General features: G+C 44.3%; 12 protein-coding genes. 2 read left to right on the forward strand and 10 right to left on the reverse strand.

Features of this window, described 5'->3' with window-relative positions:
* Nucleotides 1-45: 45 nt before the first annotated feature.
* The 9 genes from AC0L6N_RS16765 to AC0L6N_RS16805 form a co-directional block, all read right to left on the reverse strand.
* Nucleotides 46-2,334 carry a xanthine dehydrogenase family protein molybdopterin-binding subunit gene (locus AC0L6N_RS16765; RefSeq protein ID WP_473476154.1) on the reverse strand — a complete coding sequence of 763 codons (2,289 nt, stop codon included), beginning with the start codon at nucleotides 2,332-2,334 and terminating at the stop codon, nucleotides 46-48.
* A gap of 1 nt (nucleotide 2,335) precedes the next feature.
* Entirely contained in the window at nucleotides 2,336-2,833 is a 498-nt protein-coding gene (locus AC0L6N_RS16770; RefSeq protein ID WP_473476156.1) for a (2Fe-2S)-binding protein, read from the reverse strand.
* A 313-nt stretch (nucleotides 2,834-3,146) separates the two neighbouring features.
* A complete protein-coding gene (yghU, locus tag AC0L6N_RS16775; protein ID WP_473476158.1) occupies nucleotides 3,147-3,995 on the reverse strand; it encodes a glutathione-dependent disulfide-bond oxidoreductase in 849 nt (282 codons plus the stop codon).
* Between the two features lie 177 nt (nucleotides 3,996-4,172).
* On the reverse strand, nucleotides 4,173-4,949 hold the full coding sequence (locus AC0L6N_RS16780; protein ID WP_011576405.1) for a SapC family protein: 777 nt from the start codon (nucleotides 4,947-4,949) through the stop codon (nucleotides 4,173-4,175).
* Nucleotides 4,950-5,251: 302 nt separating this feature from the next.
* On the reverse strand, nucleotides 5,252-6,892 hold the full coding sequence (locus AC0L6N_RS16785; protein ID WP_473476160.1) for a glycerol-3-phosphate dehydrogenase/oxidase: 1,641 nt from the start codon (nucleotides 6,890-6,892) through the stop codon (nucleotides 5,252-5,254).
* 32 nt (nucleotides 6,893-6,924) lie between these two features.
* Nucleotides 6,925-8,385: an SLC5 family protein gene (locus AC0L6N_RS16790; RefSeq protein ID WP_011576407.1), complete on the reverse strand. Its 1,461-nt coding sequence runs from the start codon at nucleotides 8,383-8,385 to the stop codon at nucleotides 6,925-6,927.
* Between the two features lie 111 nt (nucleotides 8,386-8,496).
* The gene (locus AC0L6N_RS16795) at nucleotides 8,497-9,261 is read right to left on the reverse strand and encodes a SapC family protein (RefSeq protein ID WP_011576408.1); all 765 of its coding nucleotides are present in this window, start codon (nucleotides 9,259-9,261) and stop codon (nucleotides 8,497-8,499) included.
* A gap of 2 nt (nucleotides 9,262-9,263) precedes the next feature.
* A complete protein-coding gene (locus AC0L6N_RS16800) occupies nucleotides 9,264-10,790 on the reverse strand; it encodes a tryptophan halogenase family protein (protein WP_473476162.1) in 1,527 nt (508 codons plus the stop codon).
* A gap of 255 nt (nucleotides 10,791-11,045) precedes the next feature.
* Nucleotides 11,046-13,859 (reverse strand): TonB-dependent receptor, encoded by a 2,814-nt coding sequence (locus AC0L6N_RS16805; protein WP_473476164.1) that lies wholly within the window; start codon nucleotides 13,857-13,859, stop codon nucleotides 11,046-11,048.
* 540 nt (nucleotides 13,860-14,399) lie between these two features.
* On the opposite strand from AC0L6N_RS16805, the gene AC0L6N_RS16810 reads away from it, so the two are divergent.
* Nucleotides 14,400-16,556 carry an alpha-galactosidase gene (locus tag AC0L6N_RS16810; RefSeq protein WP_473476167.1) on the forward strand — a complete coding sequence of 719 codons (2,157 nt, stop codon included), beginning with the start codon at nucleotides 14,400-14,402 and terminating at the stop codon, nucleotides 16,554-16,556.
* A 310-nt stretch (nucleotides 16,557-16,866) separates the two neighbouring features.
* Entirely contained in the window at nucleotides 16,867-18,066 is a 1,200-nt protein-coding gene (locus AC0L6N_RS16815) for a dipeptidase (protein ID WP_473476170.1), read from the forward strand.
* A 103-nt stretch (nucleotides 18,067-18,169) separates the two neighbouring features.
* On the opposite strand, the gene AC0L6N_RS16820 is transcribed toward AC0L6N_RS16815, so the two are convergent.
* Nucleotides 18,170-19,462 (reverse strand): alpha/beta hydrolase family protein, encoded by a 1,293-nt coding sequence (locus AC0L6N_RS16820; RefSeq protein WP_473476173.1) that lies wholly within the window; start codon nucleotides 19,460-19,462, stop codon nucleotides 18,170-18,172.
* Nucleotides 19,463-19,532: the final 70 nt, after the last annotated feature.

Below are 19,532 nucleotides of genomic sequence, written 5' to 3' on the forward strand. Positions count from 1 at the left end.
CGGCTGATACACGCCATATTAAGGTTTTGAGGGTTATAGTTTAGTTTAGCTTGGCATCGCAGCTAACACCGCTTCAGGGCGTATAGGTAAATCTCTCACCCGAGCACCCACCGCATTAAATATCGCATTTGCAATTGCTGGTGCAACAGCAATTAGCCCAGGTTCACCTAAGCCCGTTGGAAACTCGGTATTCTGCACGAAACTAATATCCAGTTCAGGTAGGTTATTCATTCTAAGCGGTGAGTAGGTATTAAGGTTGGTATCCTTCACTTGGCCGTTTTCAAAAGCGGTTCCTTCGAACAGCGCTAAGCTCAATCCCCATAGCATAGAGCCTTGGGTCTGTGCCAGCGCCCCATCAGGGTGAACAACTGTGCCGCAATCAAGTATGCCAGTTAATTTATGCACTTTTACTGCACCTGATTCAACGTCAACCTCTACATGAGCAACACACGCTCCCCACGTGGGCATATCTCGCTCTTGCCCTGATGATATCGCTATCCCCATTCCTTGATTTTTAGGTAATGTCTGTCCCCAATTCGCCTTGCCACGAATATCTGTTAATACTTTGGCTAAACGCTTTGCGCCACCAACAGATACGGGTGCTTCTCCGGCATTTTTTCCGCTGGCATCAAGCATAGATAAGCGAAAATCGATGGGATCCACATTTTGCTTGTGGGCTATTTCATCCATAAACGACTCTACCGCCCAACCTGTCCAGCCGGGACCTACCGCGCGCAGCCAGCCTGGCACAAAGGTTTTTTGTGCTAATGGGTTATTGATCGCACGTACTCGGTGATTTTTCAGGGTATACCAGTGATCAGCACCTGCAATTGAAAATGGGTCAAATTTGCCTTTTTTATCCACGCCTTCAGGCATGAACCCAGGCGCCATGGCAAGCGTCGGCCAGCCAGCAGCTGCGCCATGCTCAATACCGAGCAGTTTATCGTCGGCATCCCAGTATGCATTCATTTGTTGCACAGACGGTGAACGCACGCAGTCAAAACGTGTATCGTCTTCGCGGGTAAAAACCAATTTCACTGGTTTACCAAGCGCTTTTGCCGTAAGCGCCGCAGGAACCATATAATCCCCAGCAAGGCGACGACCGAATCCCCCTCCGAGGTAATACTGATGAATAATAACGTTGTCATCAGTATTACCAACGGCTTTTGCAACAACGGGTAAAAATAACGACTGCCACTGGTTACCACAATGCACATGGCAGATACCGTCTTTAAACTCTACTGCGGCGTTGACTGGTTCCATAGTAAAATGCAGCACAGAGGACGTTTTGTAAACTGACTCATGGGATGTCTTCGCATCTTTTGCGGCGCTAGCAATGTCCCCTTTATCCACCACCAGCGTGCCCGAGGTTTTATCTTTAGCTAATGCTTCCCCTTGACTGATGATGTCCTGCTCATTGACGTTTGCTGTCTCGCCGACATCATATTCAACCTTAATCGCATTGCCCGCTTTAACTGCACCGAAATAGGTGTCTGCTAGTACTGTTACCCAGCCCTGAACCGTATCGCTTGGGTCTTGGAGTATTTCATAGCCTTGATACCCTTTTACCGATTTAGCCAAACTGTCGTCGACACTCTTCACCTTGCTGCCGTGACGGGTCGGTGGAATGACCGGGCGCGCATAAACCATGCCTTCGAGTTCAATATCGATACCGTATTGTGCTGTGCCATTGGTTTTGGCTGGGATATCCAACGCCTGGCTGGATTTCGCAATTAACTGACGACTAGCAGGGCTCTTAGGTTTGAACTCTGCGAGTTCATCAGCACTAAAGGTACGCTCAATATTGCCATTTTTGACTACGTCGGCGAAACTTATCGACTTATCACCCGCCACGACTTGACTGTTTTTGGTTGTACAATCTTGCGGTTTAACGCCCAATAATGTCGCCCCCGCCTCGATGAGTACTGTACGCCCTGCTGCACCTGCTTGCGACATGGGAACATACGTTTGAAATACTGACCAAGAACCGCCGGTGACCATGTATCCCCATTTGGGATCCGTATCCACATGCTTAATTTCAACATTGTCCCAATCAGCCCCTAGCTCATCAGCGACGATACGGGCTATTGCTGTGCCAACATGCTGGCCCATTTCAGCTCGGGCAATATTCACCAGAATTTGGCCATCAGTGTTTATTTCAAACCATACTGTCGGGCTAAATGATTTCGCTGCTAATTGCTTTGAGGCTCCGCCAGTGGCGACTTCAAGGGCATTAATACTGGGTGCAAAGGCCATAAGTAAGCCGCTACCAACTGAGCCAATCAAAAAACTACGACGGCTATGCTCAACCTTATCTTTACGTAATCGGGTCATATTAGCTTACTCCCTGCGCTTCGCGTTTAGGGTTGTATATCTGCACCACGGAATCTGATTGTGACGCAACGTCTTGGATGGCTTCTTTGATGCGGGCGTAGGTCATGCAACGGCATAAGTTACCGCTCATGTAAGCCTCTATTTCTTCTTCACTGGGGTCAGCATTGGTCGCAAGTAAACCTGCGGCTTGCATGATTTGCCCAGATTGACAGTAACCACACTGAGGCACTTGATGCTCTACCCACGCTTTTTGCAGTGGGTGCTGGTCTTCCAAGCCTTCAATGGTACGTATTTCAGCATTAGCAATTGCACTAATGGGCAGTGAACAGGAACGAACGGGTGAACCGTTGAAATGCACAGTACATGCTCCGCACATCGCGATCCCGCAACCAAACTTGGTGCCTTTTAAGCCGAACTCGTCTCGTATAACCCAAAGCAAAGGCGTATCAGCCTCAGCATCGGTTGTGATTTTTTTTCCGTTTAATGAAAATTCAATCATGATGAATACCTGTTTGATTAATATTAATGTGTTGGTCCTACTACCCGGTATATCTTGTTTACGTCAATCTAAGCGCTTAGATCATGCATCAAACGGGTAGTTAAAGTGTAGTGTAAGGTTGGGTCTCTTAACCAAGAAAGCATCGACAACCTATTAATATGCTGTGATGCGTTACAGCAATTCCATACATGATTGCCCAGTGGTAAATTACTTTCTGGAATTGGTATTAGTCTCGCTTAAGAAGATTTATCAATGAGTGTAAAAAAGCCACTTTAAAGTGGCTTTAATCCATTCAATTTAAGCACGTTAAGCGTTAAATTTTTCCGTCAAAATCTGCTGCACAGTGGCGCTCAGGCACTTGTGTTTCAGGCTCACCCCAAGTGCGATTTACCATCAATCCACGTTTAACAGCCGGACGCTCAGCTATTTCATTCGCCCAGCGAACGAGATGAGTATATTTATGGGTTTGTAAAAACTCAGCCGCTTCGTAAACCACGTTACGTACTAGCGCACCATACCAAGGCCAAATTGCCATATCAGCGATCGTGTATTCATCGCCCGCAATAAACTTGTTGTGGGCTAATTGCTTATCAAGTACATCTAACTGACGTTTTACTTCCATCGCATAACGGTCAATGGGGTATTGATATTTTTCTGGAGCATAGGCATAGAAGTGTCCAAAGCCCCCACCTAAAAATGGCGCGCTGCCCATCTGCCAAAATAGCCAATTCATACATTCGGTGCGTCCCGCTGGATCTTTGGGTATGAACGCGCCGAATTTTTCCGCCAAATAAAGCAGAATAGAGCCTGACTCAAATATTCTGGTCTCTGGAGTCGTAGTGGTGTCAATTAATGCCGGGATCTTTGAATTTGGATTGATGTCTACGAAGCCACTGCCAAATTGATCGCCATCACCGATATTAACCGGATACGCATCGTACTCAGCGCCGCTGTGGCCTGCTTCAAGTAGCTCTTCAAACATGACCGTGACTTTCACACCGTTCGGCGTAGCCATCGAATGCAGCTGAAAAGGATGCTTGCCTCGAGGAAGCGTCTTATCAAAACGAGCGCCTGCACTAGGTCGATTAATATTGGCAAATTTCCCGCCATTCTCAGCGTCAAAAGACCATATTTTTGGAGGGGTATACGTAGGATCAGACATAATTTGAGTTTCCTCGGCTGTTTTGATGAGTCTCAATAGTTAATTGGGACTGACAGTGTAAAACCAAGCGTTAGCCTAATGGGTTTTTGTACCTTATGGAACAAAAGATGTAACAACATCTGAATTTAGGGCATAAAAAAACCCGCGAGAAGCGGGTTTAGAAGGACGATAGAAACACTAAGCGTTTGCAGGTTGCTCTGCCGCTTGCTCTTTAGTGATGGCATCACCTACGCGCAACTGTAAGTTTTGAATCGCCTTGTCCGTATTGTTCGACAAGTGAACCAAACGATTAAGCTGACCAAGTGACATAAGGACTGCATACGCTGCCCCTAGGAAACCACTTTTATGTAGCTCAACCACTTGCTCTTCACTAAGATCTTGCAGACGTTTTTCGCTCACACTGAACATGCCAGTAATATTGCGCTTTTCGCCATTAGCGTAGTTAACTAATAATTCGATTGGATCGAGTAAATCTAGCTCAACCAATTTTTTAATGAAACGTTGTGTTGCCATTTCGCTGTTTGCTAATTCAGAAAGCAACTGCTGGCGGTTTTCTAAAAACGGGCTCGGCTCGCCTTCAGCGGTGAAAACTGGCTCACCGTCGTCTGTAATAAGTGCGCTGTTTTCGTCGAAGAATACGCCTAACTTCTCACCATCAGGACGCACGTCAAACGGGTAACGTTGAATATTCATAGGCAGACAATGTACTTGCCATTTACCTTCATGAACGAAAAGGTTTGAGCCTTTTTCAGTTCCCAACATAGCCACAGAATGGAAGTTCTCAGAATTTGGATCTTTTACAAAAACAACCGGCATTACGCTAGCTAGTTGAGCGTATTCACGGATTGATGCCGCAGCAATATGGGCTTCTTTTGCATAGCCGAAGTCGTGCTGAAGGTTGATTTTTAGATCTTTATGTTTCTCTTTATCAAGAGGGATGTAGCTGATTGTCATAGAGGATATCTCTTACTTTAATGTTCAAAACTGGTTGCTTTTAATAGCCAATTAGCAAACCGACTGATTCGGTAAATTCTGCTATACAGGTACAAAAAAATGGCTCAAGGCCATTATATATGCAGTCCCTAATGCTAATGTCACAACAGCAAGTATCTTTTATTTATTGAGTGATGTCACGAATGTAAATGAAATATAGTTAAATTGTTCATACACTTGTCAAAGCCGCTACAAAAGCAGGCAATATGCTCTTTATCTTGCTGAAACAAGGCGCCACAGATGATGAAGCGCCTCGAATAAGCTTAAGCTATCACATCTGCGGCGGGACTAACATCTTTACGTACACTGCTAATATATTCCTGCAATTTAGCCTCTGCTTCATCACCGAATAATATTTCACAGGCCTCACGTAAGCCCGGCGCATTAAGAATATCTTCTTGTCGCACCACCAAAGAAATTTTCGAACGTCGACGCAGAAAATCTTCAAGTTTAGTGACCATTTCACGCTGGGCAGCGTGCTCTATTTCAACCCGTAAATACTCTGAGTTTTCAATCAGTAGCTCTGCCTTATGTGGATTCTCCCGAATCGCTTCAAGCATGTTGATGGCGTTTCGCCCATAACGGCGCCAAAAGCGCGACGTTAGCGGCTCAGAAGAAGTTGCAGGTGTTAAAGCATCAAAGTTCATTAACTTGGCACGGTGAAAGAATTCATCGCGCACAGTATCATCTGGCTCGCCATACCATTTGAAATCGGCATAGGGCAGATCGATACCAAACTCTTTTACAATGCCGGCTACTTCATCGCCCACATTGATGCAATCAGTGAGTTTGCCACCGAAAATAGACATGTATTTGTGCTGAGCGTTTTGGTCAATCGCATGTTTGCGTGACAATTGTACCCAATCAGCTTTTCCGCCAGAGCCTTTAATCGCTAATGGACGCACACCACAACGCTCGGCAATAACATCATCTTTGGTTAATGGCTTATCAAGCGCTAGAAGCTTATTAACGTTGTCGAGTACAAATTGGCGGTCAGCCTCTGTGACATGTGCATAAGGGTTGTCTACCTGCGTATCCGTGGTACCTATACAGGTCTTTGGCCCCATAGGGATAACGAAAAACAAGCGCCCATCATCGGCAAAGAAGGTAAGTACCTTGTTGCTGTCGGTTACTTTATCCACTATTAAGTGAATACCTTTTGAGAAGACATGATGATGATCCGTCTTTTCTTCATTCAATTCATTTAACGGGTCAACGAACGGCCCTGCTGCGTTGATTAGGACCTTAGACGTTATCTCAAACTCTTCGCCAGTGATGCCATCTTTTGCTTTTGTTACCCACATATCATTTTCGCGAGTTGACCCAAGTGACTCAACATAGTTTGCCGCAATACATCCATAACTCATACTTGAGCGAATAAAATTGAATACAAAACGTGCATCATTGTCTTGCAGATAGGCATCAGAGTATTCAAAGCCACCGGTGACATTTTGGGTATTGATCACGCTTTCTAGCGACTTGATTTTACCGCCCGTGAGGTAGTTAGGCATTTTAGTAAACAGTCGGCCCATTACCCAGTACAGTAAGGTGCCCATGTATATGAAGGCAGGTGGAAAACGAAAGCCTTTTTGAATACTGGTCAAGAAACGGATTTCTTTCACTGTAGACGGGTAACTGCGCATTAAATGATTACGACTTTTACATAACTTGTTGACCAAACCATATTCGTAACTTTCAAGATATTTAATGCCACCCCAGGCTAAATTTGAAGAGTTAGAACTGGTAAAGCCCGCGAAATCACCTTTATCAATCAACGCGACCTTCACACCTTTAGCAGCGAGTGCCGCCGCGGCCACGGCGCCATTAATGCCGCCGCCAATGATCAATGTGTCAAATGTCCCTTTCGGCAATTTACGGATGTTACTCTTTCTCAGGTTGTTCATTTCTCTTCCGATAATTAAATTTAATTTATGCGTTATTTTGCTGCTTCGAGGCCGTCGTTACTGCCCCAGGCTAATTTTGCTCGTTGTCCTAATACAAAACGATTAATGAACAATGCGAAGCTGATGCATGACACTAAAGTGATTGGCATAAGATGGATGTAGTGCAACGTCGTATACACAGGCGAGAAATCGAAAGTCAGTGAGCCGTAAAGCAATACGCCGAAAATCACAGCGGCAATACCCGCTCGTGCATCCACATCTTTGAACACCAATCCAACTACGAATATTGACAATATTGGCATGCTTAATAAACCATTTAACTGTTGCAACAAGTTAATGATACTGTCGGCTTGCTGGTAAATAGGTACCAGTACCAAGGACAATATTGTCAACATAGCCGTTACCCAGCCACTTAAGCGCACTACGTTAGGGTTATCGTTAACGTATGCCTCATGAATATCACATACGTATAAAGCCGTCGCTGAGTTCAATAAACTGTTGTAGGTTGAAAGTACGGCCGCAGCCATCGCCGCTGCAAACACACCAGTTAGCCACAATGGCATAACATCGCCAACGATACGACCGTATGCAGCATCACCGATATCGCCATACAGTTTGAACGACACAATACCTGGTAGAACGATAATTGCCGGAACAATAAGGATACGAATTGCAGCTGCTGCGAACACACCTTTTTGCGCCTCTTTGACATTAGGTGCAGCCATAGCGCGCTGGGTAATTGTTTGGTTGGTGCCCCAGTAATACATTTGGATGAATATCATGCCGGTAAGCAGTGTTGGCCAAGGTAACGGTGAGTCAGGGCCGCCCACTAGAGTTAAACGCTCTGCAGGAATGCCTGTAAAGTCGAAGTCGATAGCAGCAAGAGATAAGAACACCACTAACACTGCCATGGTCAGTAATAATACACCTGAATAAGTATCAGACACTGCTACCGCACGTAAACCGCCGAAAATAGCGTACACCGCACCCAGCGCAGCAAACGCAATAGCAATATACATGAGTGGAATATCAACATTGAACATGGTTTGCATAAACAGCGAGCCAGAATAAATGACCGCAGGCATGTATATCAATGCATTACCTAGGAAAAACAACATCCCAATCACTGCACGTATATGTTTGTTTTTATATCGTTTTTCCAACAGTTCTGTGGTCGTTGTACAATTGTATTTGTAATAAATGGGGATAAACACTTTAGCCAAAATAATCAAACCAATAACCGCGGCAAATTCCCACCATGCTAGCAAAGCCATTTGGTTACCGTTCATGCCAACAAGTTGGTCGGTACTCAAGTTAGTTAAAGTGATAGAGCCCGCAACAAACATCCACGTTAAACCACCACCAGCTAGAAAGTACTCCTTATTTTGGCTTTGCTGGTTATGTCCATGTCCACGGCACTTCAAATACGTTAACAAGCCAATTATGCCCGTAACCAGTGCGAATACTGCCGCTTGAACCATATTTTCTGACATCTGATATTTCCTCTGTAATCATGCTGTGTGTACATTGATTACTATTTATGTGCTTGATAATCCGCTGTATACCACCCAGAAATGTGGCAAACACGAAACAAATTTTAAGGGTTAAGACGCCACTCTGTCTTTTGCTACTTCGATTTTAAGTTGAGTGATCTTATTGTGGGTATTCCGTTCATTGTGCTTTCGAAGTAACAGATTTAACTGATAAATCGACAGCAACATGGCATGAATAGCGATTAGGTAACCGCTGTCATTTAGTACCGTTATTTTCTCAGCGGCTAGACTATGCAGTTTGTCCTCATCGATTGTGCACAAACCTGCGATATTCTGTGTATTACCATCTTCAAACACCAATTGCAGATCAATGGCTTTTATCAAACCTAACGATTCTGTTTCTTGCATAAAGCGATGGGTGTCTATGTCCTGTTTAATGCCTGCTTCTAATAAATTCTTTGCTTTAGTGAGATACAATGATGCTCTACCGGCACTATCGAATATGGCTTCACCCGCTTCAGTAGAGAAAGCGTCACTGCTCTCCAATATCCCTATGGTGTAGCTATTTTCTACTTTGGGAGATTGCATTAAATAAAACGGAAACGTTTGTAAACTGATGGGTTGATAAATCGCATTCCAACGCCCTTCATCAACAAACAAATTTTGCATCGGCTCAAAACTGCTAAGTGCTGTTAACACCCAACTGCCATCTTGCTGATTACGTGAAAAAAACAGCGGAAAATTAGTGGCAGCCTTGCCTACCTCAGGCACCCGAAGACGCATAATTTGCTGGCTGGCGGCAAACTGCGCTAGGCTATTTTCTTTAAGCTTTAAATCTTTGTGTACGGTATTACTTAATTCGACAAGTGTGCTCATGGTTATCTCATACGTTGGGTGCTTAACCACCGCTCTATGTATTCTCTGTGTGGAGGAAGCGTTTGCAACAACTGCTGAGTAAGCTGCTGATTACGATGAATAATTTTCTGCGCGTTCCCTTGCTCATTATACAAATGAGGTTGACGACTAAAATCTGGCTTGAAGCCCATGCCATACAGTACATATTGATAACTGGCAGCGGGGAATAACTCTACAGCAGCGTCAAAGTCGGCCGTAATCGGTCCTCGAAACTTCCATAGGGCTAAATCTTCTTGCAATGACTCTGGTATAGAATCGGGATCGGTATGCGCCTGCCAATAAGGTTCAGGGCGCTTAGTTAGCATGTAGTGCAATTTAAGAAAGTCGATAATTCGCGACCAACGATAGGCCATTTGTTGATTAAATCGCTTTTCGATTATTGGGGTCAAACGGGTATCAGGCGGGATATTATCGGCAATAAACCGAGCCGAGATTTCAACTAACATAATGGCAGTGGCCTCTAAAGGCTCAACGAAACCCGCGGCCATGCCCACAGCTACGCAATTTTTCTTCCATACTTGCGCGCGATGTCCAGATTTAAAACTAATTTTACGTACTGGAATATCGTCAGATCTTGGGCCTAGATAACGGCGCAAATTTGCTTCAGCTTCATCATCTGATAAATACTGGCTAGAATACACATGACCCACGCCACGCCTATGCGTTAAGCCAATGTCCCATATCCATCCCGCATTTTGCCCTGTTGCTATGGTATGGCTGGCAATCGGGCTGGTCGGGTCTTCGTATGGCATATGCAAAGCTAATGCTGAGTCGTTAAATAAGACTTTGTCTGCTGAAATGAAGGGGACATCTAATGCTTGGCCTAAGAGTAAAGAAGCAAAGCCAGTGCAATCTACGAATAAATCACCGTCGATCTGCTTATGGTTAGTCAACGTAATTGAGCCAATAGCGCCATCTTCGGTTAAATTGACCTTATCAACTGTGCCTATGATTTGAGTCACATTTAAGGCGTTTTTACAGTGTTCTTTAAGTACTTCAGCAAACTCCCCCGCATCAAGGTGATACGCGTAATTACACTGCCCCTTGTATTCGGCCTCAGCCATTGAACGCGGCGCTAAACCGGCTTCGCAAACATGATGTTGAAAGTTGGATTCTACGGCATAATTTTCGATGTTTTCTACATATGGAGCAAGATCTATTCGGCCGTAACCAAGAGGAACAGTAAAAGGATGATAGTAAAAATCTCCATTACCGTGGACCCAATCCACAAATTTCCCCCCTTGCTTAAACCCAGCATGACAGCGAGCAAAAACCTCGCTTTCTTTTAACCCTATTTGCTGCAGGGTATTCTTCATGGTGGGCCAAGTGCCTTCGCCGACTCCCACTGTGGGAATATCAGAAGATTCAACTAATAGGATCTGTAACCCGTTGTTATCATCTGTTCTATGCTGCGCAGCAACAATAGCAGCCGTTAACCAGCCTGCTGTGCCGCCACCAACGATGACAATTTTCTTAACAGCCTTTGACATGAATGAATTAATCCGCGTAGTAACGAGTGTGGAGCATTGCGTGTTGCACTCCAGCATTGCTTCAATCTAAGTAAGGGTTTAATACTTAAATCGCCATTAAATGGCCTACCTAATAAAGCCTGACATCCTTTATGAGGTAATTTATTTAACGTGTTATTTTATAGGAAAAATGGCCCGCTTAATACTGGCGAGCCATGATGTTGTTATCAGATAAGCGCATCACGTATCCACGCGTTGCGCTTATTTTCAGCAAACTTAGAAACTAGCGCGTACACCAACGGCATATCGTGTTCCAGTATCTTGAATTTGTGTTATCTGATTTGCAAAGCGACCGTGCTTAACCGTTTCTTCACCAGTTAAGTTAATTCCTTCAAAGAACACTGTTACGTTCTCGTTGATATCATAACTTGCACTCGCATCCCACTGACCATAGGTATCAACAAACTCAGGTTCTCCTGTACCAGCAGCCAGAGTTTGTAAGAACGCTTCACGGTTATTGAAAGCAATACGAGCTTGCCAAGCGTCTTGCTCGTAGAACAGGATCAAGTTTTGAGAATCACCTAAACCTTCTAGTGCGAAAGTTTGAGAAACACTGGTATCAATAGCTGCATTACTGTTAACAACCGTGGCATTAGCTGTGAAACCAAAGCCATTGTCCCAAACATGAGTAATAGCTACTTCGAAGCCATTGACTTCAGCTGTCTCGCCATTTTGTGGACGGCTCACTAAGAAGTCTTCAGATATACCTTGAAGCTCATCGGCAACAACGGCACCTGGAGGAAGATCGTCCGCGGCACAGTTTCCACAAATATTACCTAGCGTGTTAGCTCGATCGCCTAGTACAAACGTTTCATCCCCACGTAAAGTGACAATAAAGTCATCGACTTCTTTATTGAAATAAGCAAACGTTAATGAACTCGCATCAGCAAAGTACCATTCAAAAGACAGATCCCAGTTTTCAGACTTAAATGGTTTCAGGGCGGGGTTACCACCGGAAGCCGTTAAGTTTTGTAAACGAGGTTCGCCGATAGTCGTAGCAGGAGACAATTGAGACAAGGTAGGGCGAGTCAAAGAATCGTATATAGAGAAACGCAATACCATATCGTCTTGCACATCTAGCTTGAAGTTAACGCTAGGTAGTAAGTTTGCGTAGCTGCCACCTTTTGTAATGGGTGACGTGGCTTCACTGAACACATTCGCGAACAAAGTGGTATCACTGGTCGCAATCACGTCAGCTAAAATACGCTCAACACCGTCAACGGATGTTGTGGTTTCACTGTAACGAGCACCTACGTTTACCGTCCAAGGCATATCAGCCAAATCGCCTTGAAATACGAAATCCATATACAAACTGGTAACTTCTTCGCTAATAATTGAGAAATCATCAAGACGCTCAGGAGCCCAAGCATTGTTTGCAGCAATAATTGCTGCAGTAGTACCTGGCGCTAGGCCTGCACTTGCATCATTCGAAGCTTGCATCTCGGTGTTAGATGCTAAGACATCAAAAAAGCCTGCGGCATCATAGGTGTACCAAGTGTCCGTTACGCCGCTAAAGAAATTATTAGCCGTATAAGGTGTTAACGTTCCCGCAGGAACCGGTACCCGGTAACCACCGAACAAACCAAACATTTGGCCTAGTTCATTAGTTTGAGAATAGTTTTGAATAGATTTTTCACGGTCTTGATAATAAGCACCAAACGTCATGCGGGTGAACGTATCACTATCAGGCGTATAGACGAAGTCAGCTTTTAGTTCGGTGATTTCATCTTTGTCATTATCGCCACTCTTACCATATACGTGAGCACGACCTAGATCAGATGATGGCAGTCCGGCTGAAGAAATGCCGTCATGCTGAGTCAAAAAGCTACCATTTTCTAGGGTAGTTTGATAATTATTTACGATACCGATAACGGTGAAAAAAGTATCGCCGTTAGACGTATCATTCTCTGCAGTAGAAGTAGATACATCAAAATTGGCTTTAAGATTATCACGAATATCCCACTCAACATTTAGACCAAATGCTTCGATTGATACATCGCGACTGTTGCCGGTACTTTCGACGAAATCAGTTGCTGCATTTCCGCCTACTTGATCAATATAAGTCGCTGTACGAGTAGCTTCGTCAAATTCAACTGCGCCAACACGCGTTGGTTCATACCAAGCGGCTAAATCATGTTGCAAAGAGTCAACTTCGAATTCAGATAGGAAGCCGTCAAAGGTAATAGATACTTCTTCTGTTGGCGCGTATTGCAACACCAGTGAAGCATTAGTCCGTGTACGTTCTTGGACATCAGAAATATGATCAACGTTACGTGGAATATAAATATTACTGGCTAATACATCACCTGCGGTATTAGAAACCGTAATCCCTGGACGCCAGCCACTGGTGCCGATTGAGTTAATATCGACATCACGTTTTTGGTGAGATAAGGCTAGTAACACACCCATTTTGTCATCAGCAAAAGTATTGCTTACAAGGAAAGATGCACTTGGAGATGTTTTTTCATTTAAATCTTCGTAAGTCCCCTTAAGTGAGCCAGCCATTCTAAAACCATCATAATCAAATGGCCTTGCAGTACTAACGTTGATCGTTGCACCAATGCCCCCTTCTTGAAGTGTCGCATTTGTACTTTTATAAACATTAGCGCCAGTAATAATTTCAGCTGCTAGCACATCAAAACTGAACTCACGGCCCGGGTTTTCAGTCGCAAGTTGACGGCCATTAACCAATACATTGTTAAATTGAGGGCCGAAACCGCGAACTGTAACGAACTGCCCTTCACCGCCACTACGGTCAATTGAAACCCCCGTAATACGCTGTAAAGATTCAGCCACGTTCAAATCTGGGAATTTGCCCAAATCTTCGGCTGCGATGCCATCAGATACGATTAATGATTCTTTTTTATCTGACATGGCGCGTTTTAAACTGCTGACGATTCCACGTACTTGAATCACTTCAAGGTTACTATCGTCGCTTGCTTCTTGTGCTGATGCTTGCATAGCTAAACCAGCAACAGTAGGTACTAATAGGGCGGTTTTTACTGCCGACCAGATGTATGATTTTTTCATGGGATGTGCCCCGTTTGTGTCCTGTTAATATGATGTGTTCTTTGTTTTTTTGGCGCTTTGCAAGTTTACCGTTCCACTCAAACTACTCGCATAACTATAGGATCATGCCACTCAGCTTTCCTACTGATATGTATGTTAAATAGTATTAATACAATTTGTCAACATATGTGCAACATGGTTAAGGTGTAAAATACTATTTATCGTAAAAAATAAAAATGGTTGGAAAGCAGCTATAAACTTGTTGTTTTTCATCTGGTTGAGGAAAAATAAAGACGACATTAATGTACTCAATCAAAAACAATTTTTAACAGCATAGTCACTAATTATTAGAACGCTTTTGGCTTGGGTTAATTAAAAGTAAAATTTACGTGATCCTTGAATTTAGTGTGCTCTGACGCTGACTATGCACATTAAAAATATCAAATAAGCTTCACGGAATGTTACCGAAAGTTAAATAATACTATTTATATGCTTTTAAAACCGAGTAAAATGTCCTATTCACTTTATTCTGAACAAATTTACTTTATTTAAGGACCCTATATGACGCAACATGCAGCACAATTCATTGCCCTTCATGGGCAAAAGAGCAGCCTAGTTTTAGACGTCGGGTATGAAACACCACAAATAATTTACTGGCGCGCTAAGCTGTCAGAACAATCCACTGGCGATATGATGCGCGCGCTTCGCTTACGTCAAGAAGCGCCAGTCTCCCCTATTGTTGAACTTGACCTATGCATCACACCTACATCTGGCCAAGGCTTTACTGGGTTACCTGGGCTAAGTTTGCATGGCAGCAGCGACCAGTGGGCTGCCAACCCTATGTTAAAGAAAGTGACACAGAATAATGAATACAGCGTCACGCTTACCAGCATAGATGCCGCTCGCGGTGTTGAAGTCGTTGTCACCATAAAACTAGACCCAGACACAGATGTACTGACATTTGATACCGCTTTAAATAACATCACTGAGCAAACCATCACGCTTGACTGGTGCGCAGCAGCCACTATTCCAACCCCAGCGGACTTTGATCAAATTATCGGCTTTGAAGGCCATTGGGCGGGTGAGTTTCAACAACACTCGCTGGATAAATTCTTTGGCTCATACGTGCGCGAAAATCGTCGTGGCAAAACCTCACACGACAGCTATCCAGCCCTATTGTTGCACCCTAAAACCACCAATCAAGCTCAAGGTGAAGCCTATGGTTTTCATTTAGGTTGGAGTGGTAATCACAAAATCGTCGCTGAAAAAATGGCTGATGGTCGCTCTTATGTGCAGATGGGCGAGTTGTTATTTCCAGGTGAAATAGTGTTAAGTAAAAATCAGAGTTACCAGACGCCGACTCTGTTTGCCAGTTACACAGACCAAGGCTTATCAGCTTTATCTCAGCAGTTTCATCAATATGTGCGCACGCATATCATTCGCCAAAGCGTGCACGACAAACCTCGACCGGTGCATTACAACACTTGGGAAGGCATCTACTTCAACCACGACGTAGACACACTGAAAGACTTGGCCGAAAGAGCCGCAGAAATGGGCGCCGAGCGTTTTGTATTAGATGATGGTTGGTTTATTGGCCGTAACGATGACACAGCAGGATTAGGAGACTGGTACGTGGACAAAGCGTTTTACCCAGAAGGGTTAACGCCTGTTATTGATCATGTCAAAGCCCAAGGCTTAGAATTTGGCTTGTGGTTCGAGCCAGAAATGGTCAACCCAGATAGTGACCTATACCGCCAGCACCCTGAGTGGGTGTTAGGCAACGAAGTCGCCAAGCAGATAGACTGCCGTAATCAATTGGTGCTCGATTTATCTCGCCCAGAAGTATTCGAATATTTGTTCGAGCGTTTAGACTCTTTGTTATCAGAATACGATATTAGCTACGTAAAATGGGACATGAACCGTGATTTGAACCATCAAGGCAACCATAGCGGTAAGCCAGGTGGCCATAATCAAATACATGCGGTGTATCGCTTATTGGATAAAATTCGTGAAGCCCATCCGCAAGTGGAAGTTGAAAGCTGTGCATCGGGTGGCGGTCGTGCTGACTATGGCGTACTGGCGCGCACTGACCGCGTATGGACTTCAGATTCTAACGACGCACTTGAGCGCCTAAAAATTCAAAATGGTTTCTCGTATTTCTTGCCTTCAGAGCTAATGGGCTCACACGTAGGCCCAAGAGAGTGTCACATTACCCACCGCACTGTTTCAATGGAAATGCGCGCTTCAGTGACCTTGTTCGGCCACATGGGCATGGAAATGGATTTACGTGAGCTAACAGATGCCGAGAAAGTCGAGCTCAAAGCTATGACCGACTTATACAAACAACATCGTGCATTAGTGCACAGCGGCGATTTGTTCCGCTTAGAGCTTCCGGCTTATATGAATGGGCTAGGTATCGTTGCCAAAGACAAGTCACAAGCACTGTTCTCGTACAGTTTGGTGGCATGCAGCTCGGCCACCTTACCCGATCAATATAAGTTTGCAGGTTTAGACAAGAACAGCCAATACAAGCTCGATATCATTTGGCCAATAAAGAACACTGACAAATGGCCAAAATCTGGTCTGTTTGGTTTCGCTAATCACCTTGGTGCAGTTGATGGTCACGTCTTTAGTGGTGAATTATTGATGCAATTGGGTATGCAAATGCCATTGTTGACGCCACAAAGCAGTTTGCTGTTCCATCTTACAAAAGTGTAACGCATTAGATTTGTGCCGCGCTTGCTGATTTGGCTAGCGCGGTTTCTGTTTCCTTCTGACTCTAACTTCCTCTACGCTAGTATGCTATTTTTCCAATTTAGTAAATTCGCTCTGTTATTTTCACGCTGAGATATACACGCCCACGTATTACCTCATGCTTTACATTACCCTAGCTTCCTTTATACCATCACTGAATACGCTGAAATGTATAAAGCGTATCAGGGGATATGCCTAGCGGGTAAATCGCCTGCGCGAGTAAGTGCAAAAGCAATAAAAACACACTAAATAAAAATTCAAACAAAGGAACGACATGAACACCTTACATAGAACTGCATTATTTATTGCCTGCACACTGGCTTTTTCGAGCCCGGTGAGCGCAGCCTACCAGGCGTCAGAAAAGGCAACTCAGCTAGCCCAAGACACCATTCTGATAGATTCGCATATAGATGTGCCCTATCGCGTCAGTGAAAAATGGGTCGATGTTACACAGGCCACTGATGGCGGCGATTTTGACTATCCACGAGCAAAAGCAGGTGGCTTAAATGCGCCTTTTATGTCTATTTATGTGCCAGCCAGCCTTGATGATTCTGATGAGTCCACTGCGCTTGCCCATAAACTGATTGATTATGTAGAGGCGATTGTCGGGCGTGCACCGGATAAATTTGCGATTGCGAAGAGCGTTGCGGATGTAAGAGAGCAGTTTAAACAAGGTTTGATTTCACTGCCCATGGGGATGGAGAATGGCTCTCCTATTCAAGGTGACTTGGATAATCTTAAAACATTTCATGAGCGCGGTATTCGCTATATCACCCTCGCTCATTCCCAAAGCAACCATATTGCTGACTCATCTTACGATATCCGTCGTAAATGGAAGGGCTTGAGCCCTTTTGGTAAAACCTTGGTCGAAGAAATGAACAACATAGGCGTAATGGTAGATATTTCGCACGTATCTGATAAAGCATTCTATCAAGCTATCGAAGTGAGCAAGGTGCCTGTTATCGCTTCTCACTCTTCATTACGTAAGTTCACCCCAGGCTTCGAACGTAATATGGACGATGACATGATCAAAGCCCTAGGTGATAACGGCGGTGTCATTCAAATCAACTTTGGCTCTACTTTTGTCAGCAAAATTTCACAAAACTGGCGTAATCAGATGACGGCTAAGCGTAAAGCGCTTGTGGAAAAAGAAGGTAAAGACAGTCCATTAGTCACTGATTTTGATGAAGAATACACGGCTAAAAACCCCTTCCCGTTCGCCAACGTGGATACCGTGCTAGATCACATTGACCACGTAGTCGAACTTATCGGCATTGACCATGTGGGTATTGGTTCAGATTATGACGGTGTAGGTGACTCATTGCCAGAAGGCTTGAAGGACGTGTCTACCTATCCCAATTTGGTACAAGGTTTAATGGATCGAGATTACTCACAAGCGGATATCAAGAAAATACTAAGTGGTAATTTCTTACGTGTTTGGCAAGCAGTGGAAACTTACGCAGAACAGCATTAATTAACTTATGCATAATAAAAAGCCCGTTTACGACTCGCTGAACGGGCTTTGTAATGAATTAGCTTTTATTCAATCCAATATTGTCTGACTCAATACCCTAACCCTACTTGGCGTTTTTGCCGCGGTAAAAGCGAATTCCTGTTGCCCAGCGATCAGCGAACCCTGGCCATGCCTCGCTAAGTTTACCGTCACTATCTTTCATCTGAGTAGCATTGTCGCGCGTGGGTAAGTAGGCGCATTTGCTCTGGTCATTTTTCACGAAACAATCTAAAAATGCCAAACTCATGTGTTCATTGATGCGGTTAAGCTGCTCGTTGTCCCAACTAGCCTCAATGTAATGGCCCAGGTCAGCGTCAGTTTCATATGCCACTTTAGGTGCTGGATGTGGCGCAATGTTATGCCGTGCATTTTCAAACACCATCAGATACTTGTTATCACTACCGGTTTGTTCAAAAAGTTTTTTAACGCCGTCTTCATAGCCGGATACATCATCCTGATCCCCTGATACATAAAGACTTGGAACCGTAATATTCGCCATCGATTTCGCATCGTGTACAGAGGTTTCACCGCCCCAAGGTGCGAAAGCAATCATCGCTTTCCAGCGAGGGTCCACTGACTCCCGTCCCCCATTGCAACTATTAAATACCGGCAATAGTTGTTTGGCCGCATCTTCAGGGAAACCCAGACGTTGTAACCCCTCTTGATGAAAGTCGTAGCAAGCACCAATAGTATTGATTGCACCAAAGCCGCCCATGGAATAGCCAATGACTGCTGCATCGTCGGTATCAGCGATCTTAGCGATGTCTGAACTGTCTTGGCTAAAATAATCGAGCACAAATTGCTGGTCCCGCGCCCGGTTTATTAAAGTGCTAGGAAAACCAGAGAAACCTGAATTTACGAAATCTACATCCCCAGTGGTCGAGTCTGTATGGTCAATACCTACAACGATATAGCCATGACTGGCTAAATGTTCACCAAGATAATACATGATCGTTCGATAGCCAGTATAACCATGAGACAGCACAACTAAAGGAAATTGACCTGATGATTGAGGAGCAGCGTTTCGATGAGCCGTACCTATTAAGCTAAAGGGTTTGTGCAGACGGGTGACGTTTTCATAAGTAGCAGTTGAGGCTGCAGTCGCTTTAGGATCGGCTGGATACCACACCTCTAAGGTCAGTGGGCGGTCTTTACGTGATGTAAACGACTGTGTATCAAGTTGCTTTTCGTGGGTTACGTTGAGCGTTTGCACACCAACTGTGTATTGCCCTGCAAATGCAAGTTCCGGTGTAATAGATGGCTGGACAGTGTATAGCTGTTCGTCCGCTTGAACGAGGCAACTTACCGATATCATGGTCAGTGCTGTAAGGAGTGCAGTAGGATTAAATATCTTCATTTTTTTCTCTTATTTATGTCTTTTTTCGAATTATTGTCACGCTCATTGGCTTATTATGAAATTTATATTA

The sequence above is a fragment of the Paraglaciecola sp. G1-13 genome (genome assembly GCF_055809255.1).

Bases quoted from the DNA above. Each gene is read 5' to 3' on its own strand.
- AC0L6N_RS16765 (WP_473476154.1), bottom strand. From the start codon at position 2,334: ATGACCCGATTACGTAAAGATAAGGTTGAGCATAGCCGTCGTAGTTTT.
- AC0L6N_RS16770 (WP_473476156.1), bottom strand. From the start codon at position 2,833: ATGATTGAATTTTCATTAAACGGAAAAAAAATCACAACCGATGCTGAG.
- yghU (WP_473476158.1), bottom strand. From the start codon at position 3,995: ATGTCTGATCCTACGTATACCCCTCCAAAAATATGGTCTTTTGACGCT.
- AC0L6N_RS16780 (WP_011576405.1), bottom strand. From the start codon at position 4,949: ATGACAATCAGCTACATCCCTCTTGATAAAGAGAAACATAAAGATCTA.
- AC0L6N_RS16785 (WP_473476160.1), bottom strand. From the start codon at position 6,892: ATGAACAACCTGAGAAAGAGTAACATCCGTAAATTGCCGAAAGGGACA.
- AC0L6N_RS16790 (WP_011576407.1), bottom strand. From the start codon at position 8,385: ATGTCAGAAAATATGGTTCAAGCGGCAGTATTCGCACTGGTTACGGGC.
- AC0L6N_RS16795 (WP_011576408.1), bottom strand. From the start codon at position 9,261: ATGAGCACACTTGTCGAATTAAGTAATACCGTACACAAAGATTTAAAG.
- AC0L6N_RS16800 (WP_473476162.1), bottom strand. From the start codon at position 10,790: ATGTCAAAGGCTGTTAAGAAAATTGTCATCGTTGGTGGCGGCACAGCA.
- AC0L6N_RS16805 (WP_473476164.1), bottom strand. From the start codon at position 13,859: ATGAAAAAATCATACATCTGGTCGGCAGTAAAAACCGCCCTATTAGTA.
- AC0L6N_RS16810 (WP_473476167.1), top strand. From the start codon at position 14,400: ATGACGCAACATGCAGCACAATTCATTGCCCTTCATGGGCAAAAGAGC.
- AC0L6N_RS16815 (WP_473476170.1), top strand. From the start codon at position 16,867: ATGAACACCTTACATAGAACTGCATTATTTATTGCCTGCACACTGGCT.
- AC0L6N_RS16820 (WP_473476173.1), bottom strand. From the start codon at position 19,462: ATGAAGATATTTAATCCTACTGCACTCCTTACAGCACTGACCATGATA.